The organism is Yersinia enterocolitica subsp. enterocolitica (assembly GCF_901472495.1).
Classification (GTDB): domain Bacteria; phylum Pseudomonadota; class Gammaproteobacteria; order Enterobacterales; family Enterobacteriaceae; genus Yersinia; species Yersinia enterocolitica.
In genome coordinates, this window is the sequence record NZ_LR590469.1 from 1,119,520 (window position 1) to 1,138,380 (window position 18,861).

An 18,861-nucleotide genomic window follows, 5' to 3' on the forward strand; every position below is an offset into this window, starting at 1 on the left:
TTCACAATCAGGCCACCGCAGGTGCGGTATCCGTCGCAATATTCGGGGTACGTAGCATCGCCAAACTGAGCGCTTGCTCTTCAGTGGCATCATCGTGATTTAACTCACCGGAGATGGCTCCTTCGCGCATCACCACAATTCTGTCCGCCAGCCCAAGAACCTCTGGCAAATCGCTCGACGCAAACAGCACGGCAATGCCTTGTTTCGCCAGTTCATAAATCACGTTATAGATTTCATGCTTGGCCCCGACGTCAATACCACGAGTCGGTTCATCCAGCAGGATCACTTTCATATCCTCAGATAACCAGCGGCCCAAAATGGCTTTCTGCTGATTTCCTCCGGAGAGATTCATAATCAACTGCTGAGGGCCAGGGGTTTTGATATTCAAGGACTGAATGCGTAGTGCCGCGTTCTGTTGTTCCCAGCGATTATTAATCAGGCAGCCAGCGGTCAGTGTTTTGCGGCGGGCGCTGATATTGATATTGTCCTGCACCGAATGCACTGGAATGATACCGTCAGCTTTGCGATCTTCCGGGCACAGCATAACTCCGGCGGTAATGGCATCAATCGGCGAGCGAATAGTGAGCGGCTTGCCATCCAGTAAAACCTGCCCACTGGTCAGTTTGGTGCCACCAAATAGCCCTTTAAGTAATTCGCTGCGCCCTGCACCGACCAGCCCAAACAAGCCGACAATCTCACCTTGATGTACGGTTAGGCTAATGGGAGATTTCACACCAATGGCTTTGACGTTTTGTAATGTCAGGCGCTCAGGCCCAATGTCACGTGGCAGATAACCATAAATATCCCCCAGATTGCGCCCGACCATGGCTTGTACCAGCGAATCATTATTCACCTGCGCCATATCATCAAAAGTGCGTACGTAGCGGCCATCTTTGAACACGGTAATGGCATCACTCAGCGCAAAGATTTCTTCCATACGGTGAGAGACATACAATATGACGCGCCCTTCAGCACGTAACTCACGGATCACCCGGAACAGTTGCTCGATTTCCCGCGCAGAAAGCGAACTGGTCGGCTCATCAAACGCAATAATTTTGGCATTACGCGCCAGTGCCTTAGCAATTTCCACCATCTGCCATTGGCCGATGGAGAGGTATTTGAGTGGAGTATCGGGGTCAATATCCAGCCCCAAATGCGCGAGTTGTAAGCTGGACTCATAACGCAGCAATTTACGATCAACCATGCCCATCTTGGTGGGCAATTGGCCTAAATAGATATTTTCTGCCACTGTCATTTCCGGAACCAAATGCAGTTCCTGATAAATGATTGCCACTCCCGCATCAAGCGCTTCGGTGGTATTGGTAAAATTAACGGCTTTGCCTTTAATATGAATCTCACCCTGAGTCGGGGTGTAATTGCCGCTGAGAATTTTTAGCAGAGTCGATTTCCCTGCGCCATTCTCCCCCATCAGGGCATGGATTTGCCCGGCCTGACAGGTAAAACTGATATCATCCAGCGCTTGCACACCGGGGAAACTTTTTCCGATGCCACAAAAAGCCAGATACGGTGACTGTTCGGCTTCCAGCTCGGCCTGTAACGCAGAATGGAGTGCTGACATGATGGTTTCCTTATAAAGATTGGGTTGCACCGGGGCCAAATATCAAATGACCCCAGTGCGCCATAGCGTGTAGTGGAATTACATCAAGCCTTTCTTCTCTAACTCAGTTTTGAAGTTATCGCGGGTGATCAGCACCACATCAGTCACTTCAGTAAATTTCGCTGGCTCAACATCTTTGGTGACCCAGTCATGCAGCATCTGAATGCTCTTATAACCGTGGATATCCGGGCTTGGTAACAGAGAACCGTAGAAGCCAGTCGCCTGACCTTTGGACAGTTCGCTAACCGCATCAACCCCATTGATACCAATGCCTATCACATTCGGCGCCTTAAAGCCCTGACCTTCAGTGGCACGCACACCACCCAATACGGTGTTGTCGTTCATCCCGACGATCAGCCAGTTTTTCACTTCAGGATGCTGTACTAACATAGAGTTAGCGGCATCGAATGCCCCTGGGATATCATTGGATTTAGTGGGAACTTTGTAGATCTGTTTTTCCGGGAAGCCCGCAGCTTTCAATGCGTCCATTGAGCCAGAAGTGCGACGGCGCGCGGTGTCCAGCTCATCAGAAGTGATCGCCATAACGGCGGTTTCCCCTGGCTGCCACCCCCGTTTATTCATCTCTTTCCACAGTTCCTGCCCTTGGCGCTCACCAATTTTGGTCGCCGCCATCATCACCAATGGCACGCTCTCCATGGGTTTGCCTTTGGCATTGACGAATTGATCGTCAACTGCGATCACTTTCAGGTTATAACTGCGAGCCTTAGCTTCAATGGCTGGCCCTAGTTTCGGATCAGGGGTACAGATAACGAAACCTTTCGCACCACTGGCGGCCAGACTGTCGATAGCATTTAAGGTTTTTTCACCATCGGGCACGGCAATTTTTATCACTTCAAAACCTAAATCTTTGCCCGCTTTATCGGCAAACTTCCACTCGGTCTGGAACCAAGGTTCTTCAGGTTGCTTAACTAAAAATCCTAGTTTCATGCTTTCGGCAATAGCTGAATGTGACATAACTGCCGCTAACCCAACCACTGCCAGCGCTTTAGTTAATTTATGCATAGTGTTCTCCGGACTTTTTTTGTAGGAAGAGATATTTTTTGTTTATTTAATCGACATCAACCACAATCAATCGTTTTTCAGTGGAAACGTTATCAATCGTATTTTTCAACGTTAATAAGCTTTAATCCTTTATTAAAAGCGACCTAACCTCACCATATCCGCTAAGACAGGAACAGTTTTAACGTTAATTACGTGTCAGAATGTAGAGCGCTATCACATCCAGGGATTACAGTTTATTTATCCATGTATTCAGCAAATTTAACCTATTGCTAACTTTTGACTAGCATCACAAAAACGCTATAGGAAGCAGAAAAGTGCATACTTCCAGCTATTGACTCCTCACCTCTTGCTGTCACTCACTCCTATCTTTGTTAGCAATTAATAGGCAATTGCCCATGAATCCTTGTTTTCAGTAATGAGTTAGGAGCAACCACCATGACAGGCGACGTTATATCGGCAGAACGCCCTTTTTTGACAAAAGAGGCTATCTCGCTCGGGTTGGATTTTGGCAGCGATTCCGTTCGGGTATTGGCGGTGGATTGTCAGGATGGCACTGAGATAGACACTGAAGTTGTTTACTACCCTCGCTGGCAGAAAGGCCTCTACAGCCACGCTGCGCAAAATCAGTTCCGTCATCATCCCCTCGACTACATCGAAGCCATGCAACAGGCTATTCGCCAAGTCGTTAGCCGCCTGTCAGTAGAACAACGCCAACACATTATTGGCATCGGCGTGGATACCACCGGTTCCACCCCCGCACCGATTGATGAACAAGGTCAGGTATTGGCGTTACGTCCTGATTTTGCTGAAAACCCTAATGCGATGTTCGTGCTATGGAAAGATCACACCGCCATAGAAGAAGCTGAAGAAATCAACCGGTTATGTCGCAGTGGCGAATTTGAGGATTATTCGCGTTATATTGGTGGGGTTTACTCTTCTGAATGGTTTTGGGCGAAAATTCTGCATGTCACGCGCGCCGATAAAGCGGTGCGAGATGCGGCGGTATCATGGATTGAACTATGCGACTGGGTTCCGGCGCTACTTTCAGGCACCACTGCCCCTAAAGATATTCAGCGGGGTCGGTGCGCTGCGGGGCATAAAAGCTTGTGGCACCCCTCATGGGGAGGATTACCACCGCGTGAATTCCTGGCCGCACTTGATAACAGTTTAGTCAGCCAACTCGATTACCCGATGTTCACTGATACCTATACCGCTGAACGCCAGGTTGGTCTGATTACCGCTGAATGGGCCGAGCGTTTGGGGCTGCCTGCGACTGTGGTTATTTCAGGTGGTGCATTTGATTGTCATATGGGTGCCGTCGGTGCCGGTGCTCAACCTTATACTTTGGTTAAAGTTATCGGCACTTCTACTTGCGATATTTTGATTGCCGATAAAAAGCTCGTCGGTGAGCGGGCTATCGCTGGGATTTGTGGGCAAGTAGAAGGCAGTGTTGTTCCCGGCTGGATTGGTATGGAAGCGGGCCAGTCAGCATTCGGTGACATGTATGCCTGGTTCAGCCGTTTATTGAGCTGGCCACTGCATCAAGCTGCACTGACACAACCAGAATTACAACCACAGTTAAAACAGATTGAATCTACCCTACTGGCTTCACTGACGGCTGAATGGGCTAAAAATCCCTCACTTGATAATCTGCCAGTGGTATTGGATTGGTTTAATGGCCGCCGCACCCCGAATGCCAATCAGCGACTAAAAGGCGTTATCACTGATCTCAATCTGGGAACGGATGCTCCCACGCTATTTGGCGGGTTTATCGCTGCCACCGCATTTGGTGCCCGCGCAATTATGGAATGCTTCGAACAGCAAGACATTCCGGTGGAGAACGTGCTGGCATTGGGCGGTATTGCACGCAAATCGCCGGTTATCATGCAGGTTTGCGCTGATGTCATGAACCGACCGATCCAGATTGTGGCATCCGATCAATGTTGCGCCTTGGGCGCGGCGATTTTTGCCGCTGTGGCCGCTGGTGTGTTTGCTGATGTACCGACAGCACAACAACATATGGCGTGTAAGATTGAACGCACCCTGACCCCCAATGCAGCACAAGTTGCCCGCTATCAACAGCTTTATCAACGCTATCAACAGTGGTGTCTATCCGCTGAGCCACACTACGCACCGGTAACCGAAGCGTGATTAACCGGCTGATTTATCACTTTATGTTGTATAAAAATTGATTAAATGGAGTATCAGATGGACGTATTCAAGCAATCAGAAGTGTGGTTTGTGATAGGCAGTCAAAACCTGTATGGCCCTAAAACCCTGCAACAAGTTATGGATAATGCCCATCATGTCGTCAATAGCCTCAATAGTGAAGCGGGCTTGCCGGTCAAACTGGTGCTTAAACCTTTGGTGACCACCCCAGATGAAATTACCGCGTTGTGTCGTGAGGCCAACTACGATACCGCCTGTATTGGCGTCATGACCTGGCTGCATACCTTCTCACCGGCCAAAATGTGGATTGGTGGACTGAGCATTCTGCATAAACCGTTGCTGCAATTCCATACTCAATTTAATGCACAGATCCCATGGGAAACCATGGATATGGACTTTATGAACTTGAACCAAACTGCTCATGGTGGCCGTGAGTTTGGTTTTATCGGCGCACGTATGCGCCAGCAACACAGTGTTATCACCGGTCATTGGCAAGATAAAGAAGCTCATCAGCGGATTGGTCAGTGGATGCGCGTTGCGGCAGCCAAACAGGAGAGCCAACAACTGAAAGTTGCCCGTTTCGGCGATAATATGCGCGAAGTCGCGGTGACCGAAGGGGATAAAGTTGCAGCACAGATCCAGTTTGGTTACTCGGTTAATGCCTATGGTATCGGTGATTTAGTCACCGTGGTGGATGCGGTCAGCAAAGGTGAGATTGATGCCTTGGTTGAAGAATATGAAGCCACTTACCGGCTGACAGATGCCGTGCAACTGCATGGCAATAAACGCGAAAACCTACTGGATGCCGCGCGTATTGAATTAGGTATGAAGCGTTTTCTGGAACAAGGTGGTTTTAAGGCTTTCACCACTAACTTTGAAAATCTATATGGATTAAAACAGTTACCGGGCTTGGCGGTTCAACGCCTGATGCAACAAGGTTACGGTTTTGGTGGCGAAGGTGATTGGAAAACCGCCGCATTATTACGCATTCTGAAAGTCATGGGTACCGGCCTAAAAGGCGGCACCTCCTTTATGGAGGATTACACCTATAACTTCCAGCCAGGTAATGATCTGGTGGTGGGTTCTCATATGCTGGAAGTGTGCCCATCTATCGCCAAAGAAGAAAAACCACTGTTGGACGTGCAGCATTTAGGTATTGGCGGTAAAGCCGATCCCGCCCGGTTGATCTTCTCGACTCCGGCAGGCCCGGCACTGAATGCCAGCTTAATTGATATGGGTAATCGCTTCCGCTTGTTGGTCAATGTGGTTGATACCGTCGAGCAACCGCATCCATTACCAAAACTACCGGTAGCGCGCGCTATTTGGCAAGCTCAGCCTTCACTGGCAACCGCCGCCGAGGCATGGATTATCGCTGGTGGTGCGCACCATACCGTGTTCTCACAAGCTATTGGTGTGGATGAGTTGCGTTTGTATGCTGAAATGCACGGTATTGAGTTCCTTCTTATCGATAACGACACCACATTGCCAGCATTCAAAAATGAAATTCGCTGGAATGAAGTCTATTACCACCTGAATCGCTGAGTCAGGCATATTGGTACATCACGATAAAGGGGTTTAATCGCCCCTTGAGCTTAATGACAAAGTGCCCGTGTCGGTGAAAACAGGCAGATCGTAAAGACGCCGTACTTTCTTTGTTAAAACAAGCATCCTTGTAGGCTCGAGCCGCGCCCCCCCTGGCGCGGACGCTTTACTCTTCTGCCTGTCCTCACCTGGCAAGATCGAGTCGTTGGGGGTTGTCAGCAGTCTGAAGACGCTTAACCCCCCCCTATATTTACTCTGTCTGTAATTGCCACAGGCGTGCATAAGTGCCGGATTGATCCAACAACTCTTGATGGTTACCCTGCTCTAATACTTGCCCCTCTTTTAACACCAAAATACGATGACATTGACGCAAGGTGTTTAAACGATGTGCAATGCAAATTACCGTGCGATTACGCGTGATTTCCGGCAACTGGCGCATAATCGCCGCCTCAGACTCATAATCCAGCGCACTGGTTGCTTCATCAAGAATCAGTATTTTGGGATCCGCCATCAGTGCTCTCGCCAATGCAACTCGCTGCCGCTGCCCACCCGATAACAAACTGCCGCGTTCGCCAACGGGCGTTTGATAACCCTGTGCTAGTGCAGCAATAAAGTCATGTGCGCCTGCTAATCGAGCAATATGCTCAACATGAGCATCATCAGCATTTGGCCGACACTGGCATATGTTGTCACGTATCGAGCCAGAAAATAGTACGCTTTCCTGCAACACCACACTCATCTGACAGCGTAATGTGGTGGCATCCGTAATAGCCAAATCCTGCCCATCGACCAGAATTTGCCCGTGTTGTGGCGTATATAATCGTTGGAGTAGCTTGGTTAATGTTGACTTTCCGCAGCCAGATGGGCCGGTAATACCAATAAACTCACCACCAGCAATATCTAAATTAAGGTTTTGTATCACTTCGGCGGTATCGGGTCGATAACGGAAACGTACTTGTTTAAAAGCCAGCCCCCCAAGGCTATTCGAACTCGATAACAACCCAGCGCTACCCGGTTCAGTGGGATAATCCAGAATGGTACCAATGCGTTTTAGCGCCACCTGCGTATGCTGAAAATCTTGCCAGATTTGCGCCAAACGCAAGATAGGCTGAGTGACATAACCCGAAAATAACGTAAACGCGATAAACTGGCCGGGGCTAAGCTCTCCGTCCAATACCAACGTGACGCCAACCCACAATAAAATCGCCGCAGTCACTTTATTAATTAAACTGATACCTTGCTCAGCAATATTGGCAGCTCTGGCACAAGCAAATGAGGCACGAACATAATTTGCCAACGAATGCCGCCAACTCCGATTAAACTGGTTTTCGGTGGCCGATGTCTTGATTGTTTCCAATCCACTAATAGCTTCGGTGAGAAATGCCGTATTCTGGGCACTGGTTTCATATTGGCGCTCCACCCGCTTGCGTAACATTCCGCCCGCAGCCCACCAAAACAGCAGATAACAAACGAGAGAGAACAAGACTATCCATGTCAGTGGTTGACTATAGCAAAACATCACGGCGATAAAGGTGCTGACAAAAACCAAATCCAACAGCATGGTTAAAGCAGAACCGGTTAGAAAGCTGCGAATTTGCTCCATTTCTCGCACTTTAGCGATGGTTTGTCCGGTTTGTTGTGAAGCGAAGTAACCCAGTGGCAACCCCATTAAATGGCGATAAAGCCCGGTGTTAAGCTCGGCCCCCACTCGGCTGGATAAATGTGAAAACAACCACCCACGTAAAAAGGTATAGCAGGGTTCCACAATCGCCAGCGCAATCATGGCAATTCCCAGCACCATTAAGCTGCCCATTCCGCGGCTCACCAGGACTTTGTCGATAACCGTTTCAAATAGCATTGGCGTTACCAGCAAAATGCCCTGCAATAGCAGTGAAACCAAAATGATATTACGCAACTGATGGCGGTATTTAGTGATAACCGGAATAAACCAGCTAAAGCCAAAGGGGACTTTCTTTTGCTCATGCAGCTCAGCTTTTGCCAATAATATGGCCTCGCCACACCACAAGCTGGCGAGTTCCTGCCGGCTTATCTGTTTTTGTATATGTTGTTGCTGACTATCGGCATAACAATAAATGCTCGCCTCTTGTTCATTAAGGGCCAATAACACGTACCACTGAGTATCACAACTGAATATAAGTGGCAGCGTCAGATTGTCCAGACGCGAAATGGGGTAGTTCACTGCTCTGGCTCGCAAACCAATCCAATTTGCACAGCGGCATAGCGCAATATTATCGATATCTTGAGGCGCTAATCCGACCTTGTGTGCCAAGTGTGAAGATTCGACAGCCAAATCAAAACATGCCGCAGCACGGGCCAGCGCCGCCAACGGTTGATTAACCTGAGTCGTGGTTGAATTCATCATTATCAACGCTCCCTCATGGCTTCGGATTGGTACTGCTGCAATGGACTGAGTAAGTAATCAATCACCCGCCGACGGCCGGTCTTAATCTCTGCACTCACAGCCATACCTGCCGATAAACGCACCGGTTTTCCCTCTACGATCAGTGTGTCGCTATCAAGCCGAATGCGTGCCGGAAACACCAAGCCTTGCTGTTGGTCTTCCATGGCATCACGGGAAATATGTTTGACTTCACCAGAAAGAGTGCCGAATCGGGTATAGGGGAAACTGTCAATTTTGACTTCCACCGCCTGGCCGGGGAGTACAAAACCGATATCTTTATTGAGGATCATCACATCCAGTTCTAGCTGGTGACTTTCCGGAACCAAGACCATAAGCGGTTGAGCGCTGGTGACGACACCGCCCAGAGTATGTACGGTGGATTGCTGTATCACACCGGCGACGGGGGCACGTAAGGTTTGTTGCCGCTGTTTTTCCATTAACTTAACCAACTCTTGCTTTAGTTGGTTGATAACTTCGTGAGCCTTATTCAACTGCTCCTGATAACTTCGTTTCTTCTCGGCTAAATAGTGCAATCGGACTTGCGCCAGATTGCGCATTTTAGCGCGCAGAACAGCTTGTTCACTTTCTAAACGATTGCCCTCCGCGCTCGCATTTAGCCACTCCCGCTCTTGTATCAATACCTCAGCTTCAGCAATTGCCTTGGATTTCACCAGAGTTTGTAGTGCCTGCAATCTTTGATGAATATTTTTCATCAAAGCCTTGTGATGAGTAATATTGGTACTTCCGGCCTGAATATAAGCCTGATTAACGGCTCGCTCGCTGTCTTGACGTGCCAACTCGGCGTTAACTTCATCATATTCTTTCACCAACAAGGACTTAGCTGTCATGACTAAATTCTCAGGACTATTATCAGGATAGATAAAATTCGCCAGAGGGTCATCAGTGAGCAGCGCCGACATTCGCGCGGCCTCCAGCGAACGATGCATTAATTGTTGGTTGATATTATTAACTTCTGCATCGACCCCAATGGGGTTGAGTTCTAACAGCACCTGACCGGCAACCACCCTGTCACCGTCATGAACATTAATTGCCACCACAACACCCGGCTCAAGTGACTGAATAATTTTGGAATGTTCAGCAACGATCACTTTCCCATTGGCTGATGCATGAATATCTAGCCTTCCCGCAATCGACCAAACTAATACCAATAACAATGTCAGTGCCAAAAACCAGGCGGTACGCCGTGCCAATGGCGCTACCGGACGCTCGACAATATCCAGATAGGCCGGAAGAAAATCATATTCGTCGCGGGTTCGTTTCGCAGCGTGATGGCGTTGCCAGCGTTTTTTTATACCGTCGAAAATGGCTAATTTCGCCAAAAATTGTATCAACTTCATTTTGATTCCTCATGGCTAAAGTCGGCTTGCTGTTGCCAAAGTTGGGCATAGATACCGTTCTGCACCAACAGTTGCTCATGATTTGCCAGCTCAGCCACACAACCTTGCTTTATGACGGCAATACGATGACAGTGCCGCACCGTCGAAAGGCGGTGAGCAATGGTAATGACGGTGCGATTGGCAATAATGCGGGACATATTTTTCTGAACTTCAGCTTGCGACTCATCATCCAGAGCACTGGTCGCCTCATCAAAAATCAATACACGGGGATTGGCCAGTAGAGTACGAGCAATCGCAATACGCTGACGTTGCCCACCAGAAAGGGATGCCCCGCCTTCAGACAGCACGGTGTCATACCCTAGCGGCAGGGCCAGAATAAAATCGTGCGCGCCCGCCAGACCGGCCGCATCAACGACATCACTCAGTGAAGCGGTTGGCCGAGAATAGGCAATATTTTCACGAACAGTGCGGTTAAACAGGTAGTTTTCTTGCATAACCACACCGACCTGACGCCGTAGATACTCAGGAGAGAAATGATTTATCGAGTAACCATCAATATTAATAACCCCCTGTTCAGCAATATAAAGGCGCTGTAACAGCCGCGCGACCGTACTTTTGCCTGAACCTGACGGGCCGACCAGACCGATATGCTCTCCCGCGCGCAGTGATAATGAGAAATGACGCAATACAGGATCAAGATCGGGGCGATAACGGAAAACCACATTATCCAGGGTGATATCACCGTTAATTTGGCGATTAGACGGAGCGACCCCCGTGGCTTGCTCGACCGGCAAACTTAAAATATCGGATATCAGCATCAGCCCAACTTTCGCCCGTATACTCTGCTGCCATAAATCAACCAACTTACTCATTGGCATTAATGCTTGCACCGCCAGCATATTAAAAGCGATTAACTGCCCGATACTCAGTTGCACAGACATGACTTGATATGCCCCAATAACAATCACTAGCGCACTGGCTAATTTTTGCAGTAACTGAGCACACTGGCTGCTGAAGTTTTGCAGGTTTTGCACCTGAAAATTAGCTTGAGCGTAGTCCCGCGTTTGCGTCTCCCACCGCTGCTGCATCTGCGGTTCCAGGGCCAGGCTTTTAACGGTTTCAACGCCGGAGACCGTTTCGGTTAAAAATGCACCATTCTGAGCCGCACAACTGCACAACACTTCAACTTTCTTTTGCAAGGGACGGGTGGTTAATGCCGCTAATAACAGATATAGCGGCAGTGCGGCCAGTATGATTAATGTCAGGAGCGGCGAAATACACCACATAACAATAAATAAGATGAGGGTAAAAACAACATCAACACATAAGGTAAGTGCTGTCCCGGTAATAAACTCACGAATATTATCCAGTTCACAGACTCGCGCAACAATATTCCCGACATGGCGTTGCTTAAAATAACTTAATGGTAATTTGATTAAGTGATTAAATAATTTACCTCCCAATAAAATATCCACTCGAGTTGTGGTATGACTAAAAATATATTCACGCAAAAACTTCAGTACAACCTCATAGACTCCTACCACCAATAATACGATAATTAACACGTCGAGAGTCGTTAGTGCATTATGCACCAGGACCTTATCCATAATAACCTGAAAGAAAAGTGGTGATATCAATGCCAGAAACTGTAATAGCATTGATAACACCAGCACTTGGATCAAGGATTTACGATGGCGTAATAAAACGGGGATAAACCACCGGATATCAAAGCGTGAATGGCTACAATAGAATACCACCCCACTCCACATCTCACTCAGTAACTGATAGCTAATTATTTGTGGCTTATTGCTATCAGCATGTTGCAGCAATGCCTCATTATCATTTAATCGTGCTAATAAGATAAATCTGCCCTCTGCATCACGAAATGCCAGTGGTAACTGCTCAGGTTTTATTTTATTTAATGCCCGTTTTTTCACTTTAAAACGAGTCGATGTCGCACGTGATAACTGTGATAAATATTGTTGCAATGAGGTGAGTGTTCCCCTGGTCGAAAGATCAATAGCAGCATTTTTACCCAATGTTTCTACTGGCTCCGCATTAACCCCTGCTAAGCGAAGTAATCGCGCAGCACAGACCAAAGAAGAGTGAATATGATTTCCCATAAATTAGACTACCTATAATTTTACCGTCAAAAACAAATAATTGTTCATGAAACCATAGAATATAACCATGGGATTGTAGGGCTTCTTTTATATACCACGCTTATAAAGTAAGAATTTAAAATAAAACCAATCTCAAAATTTCTTTAATTTCATCAAAAAAAACAAAACTCACAAAATTAAAATATAAAAAGTAGAAATCGCAATATTGGTGTTATGGGTTAATCCGCACACAGCAGCGCGCTATCAGCGCCGGTGGCCTCACATTTATTGATTTGCATCGCCAATTTCTTAGCGCTTTGTGTGATAATTTCGCCGTGATTTATAGCCTAAATACTTAGAGTTGCAGCAAGGCGGCAAGCGAGTGACAAATCGGTGAAAACCGATTTGAACAGCATTTATGCTAGCCCGTAGGGTGAATCCCGATGAGCTTACAGTAGTAAGTCATTCGGGTGACGAGCGTAGCCAACGCACATGCAGCTTGAAGTATGACGGGTATAGTCATCGTGATTGGCTGCCGCCGTTTTATCACCACTAACAGGAACTTTCGCACCATGACACCGACACTGTCTTCCTCTGCCGATGTACTCCCTTCGCTATCAAATATGAGTTCTGAAACAAATTTGCTTCCCATTCAGCAAATTGCACCACAATTAGGCCTGAGCGCAGATGATTTAATCCCCTATGGGCACCATATGGCGAAAGTTGATATCAGTGCATTACGGCCCAGTGGCCCACAAGGCAAACTGATTCTGGTTTCCAGCATTACTCCGACGCCGTTGGGAGAAGGTAAAACCGTCACGACCATTGGTTTAAGTCAGGGAATCAACCGCTTAGGCTATCGTGGGGTAGCTTGCATCCGCCAACCGAGCCTTGGCCCAGTCTTTGGTGTTAAAGGGGGAGCCGCAGGCGGTGGTGCAGCACAAGTGTTACCCATGGAGAAATTGAACCTGCATCTGACCGGTGATATCCATGCTATTAGCGCGGCACATAATCTGGCAGCGGCGGCGCTGGATGCACGTCTGTATCATGAACAGCGCTTGGGCGCGGTTTTTAGTCAACAAACCGGGATGCCACTGCTTAATATTGATGCTCAACAGATCCTATGGCCGCGAGTGGTTGACCATAATGATCGGGCGCTGCGCCATATTCAGGTCGGTGTGGGCGGCGGTACTCACGGTGTTGAGCGGCACGACCATGTGGAAATTACCGCGGCATCAGAACTTATGGCCATTCTGGCGTTGTCAGAAAGCTTGCACGACATGCGCCAACGCATTGGCCGGATAATTTTGGCCCACAGCACTAGCGGTCAAGCCATTACGGCTGATGATTTGGGGGTAGCAGGTGCCATGACGGCGCTAATGAAAGAGACCATCCACCCGACACTGATGCAAACCAGTGAACAGACGCCGGTGCTTATCCACGCTGGGCCATTTGCCAACATTGCTCACGGGAATTCTTCAGTGCTGGCTGACCGTCTGGGATTGCAGTTAGCAGACTATGTGGTAACGGAAGCGGGCTTCGGTTCTGATATGGGCATGGAGAAGTTCTTTAATATCAAGTATCGGCAATCTGGTATTGCGCCATCCTGTGTGGTTCTGGTCGCCACATTACGTAGCCTGAAAGCCAATAGTGGTGTTTTTGATATCAAACCGGGCCAACCTCTGCCTGCTGAAATTCTCAATACTAATATTCCTTTATTAAGCCAAGGGTGTGCCAATCTAAAATGGCATATTAATAATGCCAAAAGCTATGGCTTACCGGTGGTGGTGGCCGTCAATTGCTTCCCTGACGACAGCCCGGAAGAACTGGCCTTTTTAGCCGACTATGCGCTATCAGCTGGCGCAATTGCCTGTGACATCAGTGAGGCTTTTGCAAAAGGTGGCGCGGGCACCACCGCCTTGGCTCAGCGCGTTATCGATGCTTGCGCTCATGCATCTCCCCCTGTACTGGCGTACCCTGACAATGCCTCATTGGAGCAGAAAATAGAGATTTTGGCGCAGCGCTATGGTGCTCGTGAAGTCACTTTCACCCCACAAGCGCGTCAGCAGCTTGACTCAATCACGGCGGCAGGTTTTGGTCATTTACCGCTGTGTATCGCCAAAACACCGTTGTCCATCAGCGCAGATGCCAGCTTGAAGAATGTTCCACATGACTTCGTGTTGCCTGTCACAGCCTGTGCGGTGTCAGCCGGTGCCGGATTTGTGCGCATTTATGCTGGGGATATTATGACCATGCCGGGCCTGGGAACACAGCCTGCGTATTATCATATTGATATAGATGACGAAGGGTGTATTCGCGGGTTAAGCTAGCGTGATGTAGAGAAGGAGTAACTGCATGATAGGTTATCCCTTTTGATGAATATATAAAAGGCGCACTATGTCTCAACCTAAGGAATATCAACGTATTGGCGGCTGGCTATTGGCCCCGCTGGCTTATTTGATTGTGACATTGCTCAGTGCCAGCTTAATGTTGGCACTCTATGCTATGGCGATTTTTACGCCCGAATCCAGAGAATATCTGGTGACCAACTCGCAGGCATTTACTTTGCAATGGTATTTCTCCGTGGTCACCACGCTCTTAATGTGGACTTATACCTTATGGGTCATCTGGCTATTCTGTAGCCGCTCACAGCGATTCCCTAAATGGTTTATTCTCTGGCTATTACTTACCGTATTATTGGCATTAAAAGCATTTGCTTTCTCGCCCATCAGTGATGATATCGCCTTACGCACCTTGGGTTGGCCCCTGCTGGCGGCGGCGGTTTTTGTGCCTTACATGAAACGTTCGCAGCGAGTGAAGCATACTTTTATTGAGTATTAAGCCGATTGCGCACCTTTTCCTTGCGGTATCCTATAAATTTCAAGATACAGGAAGGCGGCAAGCAACAGCATCCCGATGAGCCGACACAAGCCAGTGATTCGGGTGACAAATCTGTCGGGAGCAGATTTGAACGCTGCTCGCAGCGGCCTCGTAGAGGCGAGGCCCATGGACGGGCCGAGTAATTGAGTGCAGCCAACGCACCTACAACTTGAAATATGACGGATAAAAGGGTAATAACCCTGCTATTCATCTGTTGTTCTTAAGCCGCCAATTTTAGATAATAGGCGGCTTTACTTTTTTTAGACTCCGCAATGACTTTTTAGGCTCCGTAATGACTTTTAGGTTCCGCAATGACTGAATACCTGCTGCTGTTTGTCGGTACTGTTTTGGTAAACAACTTCGTTCTGGTCAAATTTCTTGGCCTGTGCCCTTTCATGGGGGTCTCCAAAAAACTGGAGACCGCCATTGGTATGGGGCTGGCGACTACTTTCGTACTGACATTGGCCTCGGTTTGCGCCTGGATGGTCAACAGCTTTATTTTACTGCCATTGGGGTTGGTCTATTTGCGGACGCTGGCCTTTATTTTGGTTATCGCGGTGGTGGTGCAATTTACTGAGCTGGTGGTGCGCAAAACCAGCCCGGCACTTTATCGCTTGCTGGGGATCTTTTTGCCGCTCATCACAACAAACTGTGCGGTATTAGGTGTGGCCTTACTTAATATCAATCAATCACACAATTTTATGCAATCGGCAGTCTATGGCTTCAGTGCCGCCGCCGGTTTCTCTTTAGTCATGGTGCTGTTTGCGGCTATCCGTGAGCGGCTGGCTGTCGCTGACGTTCCCGCCCCCTTCCGTGGTTCGTCCATTGCCCTGATAACCGCGGGGCTGATGTCATTGGCCTTTATGGGCTTTACCGGATTGGTGAAGTTCTAATGATGTCGTTATGGATTGCCATTGGTGCATTAAGTACATTGGCGCTGATTTCCGGCGCCGTGCTGGGTTTTGCTGCCCGCCGTTTCCAGGTTGATCAAGACCCGGTTGTCGAGCAAGTTGATGCTATTTTGCCGCAAAGCCAGTGTGGTCAATGTGGCTATCCCGGCTGTCGCCCGTATGCCGAAGCGGTATCCGCGGGTGGTGAGAAAATAAACAAATGCGCTCCCGGTGGCGAGCAAGTGATGCTTAAGCTGGCCGAATTGCTGGCCGTAGAGCCACAACCGTTGGATGGTGACGAAGCTGCCGCCCACCCGCAGCGCAAAGTGGCTTTTATTGATGAAGCAAATTGTATTGGTTGCACCAAATGCATTCAGGCCTGTCCGGTTGATGCCATTGTTGGCGCGACCCGTGCAATGCATACGGTTTTGCCGGATCTCTGCACCGGTTGTGACCTCTGTGTCTCGCCGTGCCCGACCGACTGTATTGAGATGATCCCGGTTGCCACCACCACCGCCAACTGGAAGTGGGATTTAAGCACCATCCCAGTTAAAAACCTTCCAAGCCAATTAGCTGCCTCGCAGATGATTCCGGTGAAAATGATAGATGTGGAGCAACATGTTTAAGCTGTTTACTGCCCGCAAACACGACAACATCTGGGATTTCGATGGAGGTATCCATCCGCCTGAAATGAAGCTGCAATCAAGCCGGGTTCCGATGCGTATCGCGACTTTGCCGGAACAATTAATCGTTCCTTTGCAACAGCATCTGGGGCCAGAAGGCGAACTGCGCGTCAGCACCGGTGAGCGGGTGTTAAAGGGTCAACCGCTGACGGTTGGCCGTGGCCGTACGGTGCCGGTACATGCACCGACTTCCGGCATCATTACGGCAATTGCGCCGCATACTACTGCCCACCCCTCGGGTCTGGCAGAGCTGTGCGTACACATAACTCCCGATGGTGAAGACCGCTGGCGCGAGCAACAACCGTGGGCCGATTACTCGCTACGCGATAAAACCGCCCTGCTGGAGAGGATCCATCAGGCAGGTATCGCCGGTTTAGGGGGCGCGGGGTTCCCCACCGCCAGCAAATTACAGGGCGGCTTGAACAGTGTAACCACGCTCATTATTAACGCCGCTGAGTGTGAACCTTATATCACTGCCGATGATCGCCTGATGCAAGAACATGCCTCAGAAGTGGTCTTGGGGACACAGATTTTAATGTACTTGTTGCAGCCGCAGCAGGTGCTGATTGGTATTGAAGACAATAAACCCGAAGCTATCGCCGCCCTGCAACACGCACTACGGGGCCAGGATGAAATCCAGCTGCGGGTAATTCCTACCAAATATCCGTCAGGTGGGGCCAAGCAACTCACCAAGATCCTGACGGGCAAAGAAGTGCCTTTCGGTAAACACTCATCATCCATTGGCGTATTAATGCAAAACGTCGGTACGGTAGTGGCCATTAAGCGGGCGATTATTGACGACGAGCCATTAATCGAACGCGTGGTGACATTAACCGGCGATGCATTATCAAAACCAGGTAATTTCTGGGCCAGAATTGGTACGCCCGTGCTGCATTTGCTAAAACTGGCCGGTTTTACGCCGCAAAACCAACCAATGGTGATTATGGGTGGCCCATTGATGGGCTTTACCCTCCCCAGTCTGGATGTGCCGATTGTTAAGATCAGTAACTGTATTTTGGCTCCCACGGAAGCCGAAATGGGGTTATCTGAGCCTGAACAGTCGTGTATTCGCTGCGGTTTGTGTGTAGATGCCTGTCCGGCGGGCTTATTACCTCAACAACTCTATTGGTTTAGTCGCGGCGAAGAGCATGAGAAAGCACGCAATCATAATTTATTTGATTGTATCGAATGCGGTGCCTGCGCCTATGTTTGCCCAAGTAATATTCCTTTGGTGCAATATTATCGTCAGGAAAAGGCCGAAATACGCACCCTTGATCAAGAAGCTGAACGTGCTGCACAAGCGAAAGCGCGTTTTGAAGCTAAGCAGGCACGCCTGGAGCGGGAAAAAATCGCACGCGAATTGCGTCACAAACAAGCCGCCGTCAAGCTGACAGATGTAGACCAACAGACGGTTGAAGCGGCTGTGAGTCGTTTAGCTCGTGAAACTAATAATACAGATTCAACTATCAGTGTGACCCTTGGGCAACCACCCGATAATAGTGCCGTTATTGCTGCTCGTGAGGCTCGAAAAGCACAAGCTCGAACACGTCAGGTAGAGAAAAAGCTTGCTGCCGCCGAACCAGAAACTGATGCTATTGACCCACGGCAGGCCGCCGTCGCCGCAGCGATTGCCCGCGTGAAAGCCAAAAAGGCCGCACAAGCTCAACTTGAGTCAGAACCGGTAAAAAGCGAAAGTGAAGCGCCAGAGGAAGATCCGCGCAAAGCTGCCGTGGCCGCAGCGATTGCCCGCGTGAAAGCCAAAAAGGCCACGCAAGCTCAACTTGAGTCAGAACCGGTAAAAAGCGAAAGTGAAGCGCCAGAGGAAGATCCGCGCAAAGCTGCCGTGGCAGCAGCGATTGCCCGCGTGAAAGCTAAAAAGGCCGCGCAAGCTCAACTTGAGTCAGAACCGGTAAAAAGCGAAAGTGAAGCGCCAGAGGAAGATCCGCGCAAAGCTGCCGTGGCAGCAGCGATTGCCCGCGTGAAAGCTAAAAAGGCCGCACAAGCTCAACTTGAGTCAGAACCGGTAAAAAGTGAAAGTGAAGCGCCAGAGGAAGATCCGCGCAAAGCTGCCGTGGCAGCAGCGATTGCCCGCGTGAAAGCTAAAAAAGCTGCGCAAAGCGCTTCAGCCGTTAATCCCGATTAGGTAAGAACTGACGCGCTTTTGCCGTCGCAGT

At 49.1% G+C, this 18,861-nt stretch carries 12 protein-coding genes; 7 read left to right on the forward strand and 5 right to left on the reverse strand.

Annotation, left to right across the window (positions count from 1 at the left end; all coding sequences use genetic code 11):
- Positions 1 to 7 precede the first annotated feature (7 nt).
- Positions 8 to 1,579 (reverse strand): L-arabinose ABC transporter ATP-binding protein AraG, encoded by a 1,572-nt coding sequence (gene araG / locus FGL26_RS05210; RefSeq protein WP_005169867.1) that lies wholly within the window; start codon positions 1,577 to 1,579, stop codon positions 8 to 10.
- 78 nt (positions 1,580 to 1,657) lie between these two features.
- Entirely contained in the window at positions 1,658 to 2,641 is a 984-nt protein-coding gene (locus FGL26_RS05215; protein ID WP_005169868.1) for an arabinose ABC transporter substrate-binding protein, read from the reverse strand.
- Positions 2,642 to 3,076: 435 nt separating this feature from the next.
- Here FGL26_RS05215 and FGL26_RS05220 point away from each other — a divergent pair, with 435 nt between their 5' ends.
- Together FGL26_RS05220 and araA are read left to right on the forward strand one after the other, a co-directional pair.
- Positions 3,077 to 4,792 carry a ribulokinase gene (locus FGL26_RS05220; RefSeq protein WP_005169869.1) on the forward strand — a complete coding sequence of 572 codons (1,716 nt, stop codon included), beginning with the start codon at positions 3,077 to 3,079 and terminating at the stop codon, positions 4,790 to 4,792.
- A gap of 57 nt (positions 4,793 to 4,849) precedes the next feature.
- Positions 4,850 to 6,352, forward strand: coding sequence for an L-arabinose isomerase (gene araA / locus FGL26_RS05225; RefSeq protein ID WP_005169870.1), 1,503 nt, complete (start codon positions 4,850 to 4,852; stop codon positions 6,350 to 6,352).
- Positions 6,353 to 6,602: 250 nt separating this feature from the next.
- Here the strand turns inward: araA and FGL26_RS05230 are convergent, their stop codons facing one another.
- Genes FGL26_RS05230 through FGL26_RS05240 form a run of 3 tightly spaced genes read right to left on the reverse strand, consistent with a single transcriptional unit; the run spans position 6,603 to position 12,255 of the window.
- Positions 6,603 to 8,735 (reverse strand): type I secretion system permease/ATPase, encoded by a 2,133-nt coding sequence (locus FGL26_RS05230; RefSeq protein ID WP_005169873.1) that lies wholly within the window; start codon positions 8,733 to 8,735, stop codon positions 6,603 to 6,605.
- Between the two features lie 2 nt (positions 8,736 to 8,737).
- Entirely contained in the window at positions 8,738 to 10,132 is a 1,395-nt protein-coding gene (locus tag FGL26_RS05235) for an HlyD family type I secretion periplasmic adaptor subunit (protein WP_005169874.1), read from the reverse strand.
- Positions 10,129 to 12,255, reverse strand: a complete 2,127-nt coding sequence (locus FGL26_RS05240) for a peptidase domain-containing ABC transporter (RefSeq protein WP_138060220.1) — start codon at positions 12,253 to 12,255, stop codon at positions 10,129 to 10,131. The genes FGL26_RS05235 and FGL26_RS05240 overlap by 4 nt, the downstream gene beginning before the upstream one ends.
- Before the next feature lie 551 nt (positions 12,256 to 12,806).
- Here FGL26_RS05240 and FGL26_RS05245 point away from each other — a divergent pair.
- The 5 genes from FGL26_RS05245 to rsxC all read left to right on the forward strand — a co-directional run bounded on the left by FGL26_RS05245 (position 12,807) and on the right by rsxC (position 18,830).
- Positions 12,807 to 14,564 carry a formate--tetrahydrofolate ligase gene (locus FGL26_RS05245; RefSeq protein WP_005169876.1) on the forward strand — a complete coding sequence of 586 codons (1,758 nt, stop codon included), beginning with the start codon at positions 12,807 to 12,809 and terminating at the stop codon, positions 14,562 to 14,564.
- 67 nt (positions 14,565 to 14,631) lie between these two features.
- Positions 14,632 to 15,075, forward strand: a complete 444-nt coding sequence (locus FGL26_RS05250; RefSeq protein ID WP_005169877.1) for a DUF2569 domain-containing protein — start codon at positions 14,632 to 14,634, stop codon at positions 15,073 to 15,075.
- Between the two features lie 350 nt (positions 15,076 to 15,425).
- Positions 15,426 to 16,007 carry an electron transport complex subunit RsxA gene (rsxA, locus tag FGL26_RS05255; RefSeq protein WP_005169884.1) on the forward strand — a complete coding sequence of 194 codons (582 nt, stop codon included), beginning with the start codon at positions 15,426 to 15,428 and terminating at the stop codon, positions 16,005 to 16,007.
- Positions 16,007 to 16,630, forward strand: coding sequence for an electron transport complex subunit RsxB (gene rsxB / locus FGL26_RS05260; RefSeq protein ID WP_005169885.1), 624 nt, complete (start codon positions 16,007 to 16,009; stop codon positions 16,628 to 16,630). The genes rsxA and rsxB overlap by 1 nt, the downstream gene beginning before the upstream one ends.
- Positions 16,623 to 18,830, forward strand: a complete 2,208-nt coding sequence (gene rsxC / locus FGL26_RS05265; RefSeq protein WP_032912729.1) for an electron transport complex subunit RsxC — start codon at positions 16,623 to 16,625, stop codon at positions 18,828 to 18,830. The genes rsxB and rsxC overlap by 8 nt, the downstream gene beginning before the upstream one ends.
- The last annotated feature ends 31 nt before the right edge of the window (positions 18,831 to 18,861 follow it).

What these genes read in the sequence shown, in the direction of transcription:
- araG (WP_005169867.1), bottom strand. Translation starts at nt 1,579, where the DNA reads ATGTCAGCACTCCATTCTGCGTTACAGGCCGAGCTGGAAGCCGAACAG.
- FGL26_RS05215 (WP_005169868.1), bottom strand. Translation starts at nt 2,641, where the DNA reads ATGCATAAATTAACTAAAGCGCTGGCAGTGGTTGGGTTAGCGGCAGTT.
- FGL26_RS05220 (WP_005169869.1), top strand. Translation starts at nt 3,077, where the DNA reads ATGACAGGCGACGTTATATCGGCAGAACGCCCTTTTTTGACAAAAGAG.
- araA (WP_005169870.1), top strand. Translation starts at nt 4,850, where the DNA reads ATGGACGTATTCAAGCAATCAGAAGTGTGGTTTGTGATAGGCAGTCAA.
- FGL26_RS05230 (WP_005169873.1), bottom strand. Translation starts at nt 8,735, where the DNA reads ATGATGAATTCAACCACGACTCAGGTTAATCAACCGTTGGCGGCGCTG.
- FGL26_RS05235 (WP_005169874.1), bottom strand. Translation starts at nt 10,132, where the DNA reads ATGAAGTTGATACAATTTTTGGCGAAATTAGCCATTTTCGACGGTATA.
- FGL26_RS05240 (WP_138060220.1), bottom strand. Translation starts at nt 12,255, where the DNA reads ATGGGAAATCATATTCACTCTTCTTTGGTCTGTGCTGCGCGATTACTT.
- FGL26_RS05245 (WP_005169876.1), top strand. Translation starts at nt 12,807, where the DNA reads ATGACACCGACACTGTCTTCCTCTGCCGATGTACTCCCTTCGCTATCA.
- FGL26_RS05250 (WP_005169877.1), top strand. Translation starts at nt 14,632, where the DNA reads ATGTCTCAACCTAAGGAATATCAACGTATTGGCGGCTGGCTATTGGCC.
- rsxA (WP_005169884.1), top strand. Translation starts at nt 15,426, where the DNA reads ATGACTGAATACCTGCTGCTGTTTGTCGGTACTGTTTTGGTAAACAAC.
- rsxB (WP_005169885.1), top strand. Translation starts at nt 16,007, where the DNA reads ATGATGTCGTTATGGATTGCCATTGGTGCATTAAGTACATTGGCGCTG.
- rsxC (WP_032912729.1), top strand. Translation starts at nt 16,623, where the DNA reads ATGTTTAAGCTGTTTACTGCCCGCAAACACGACAACATCTGGGATTTC.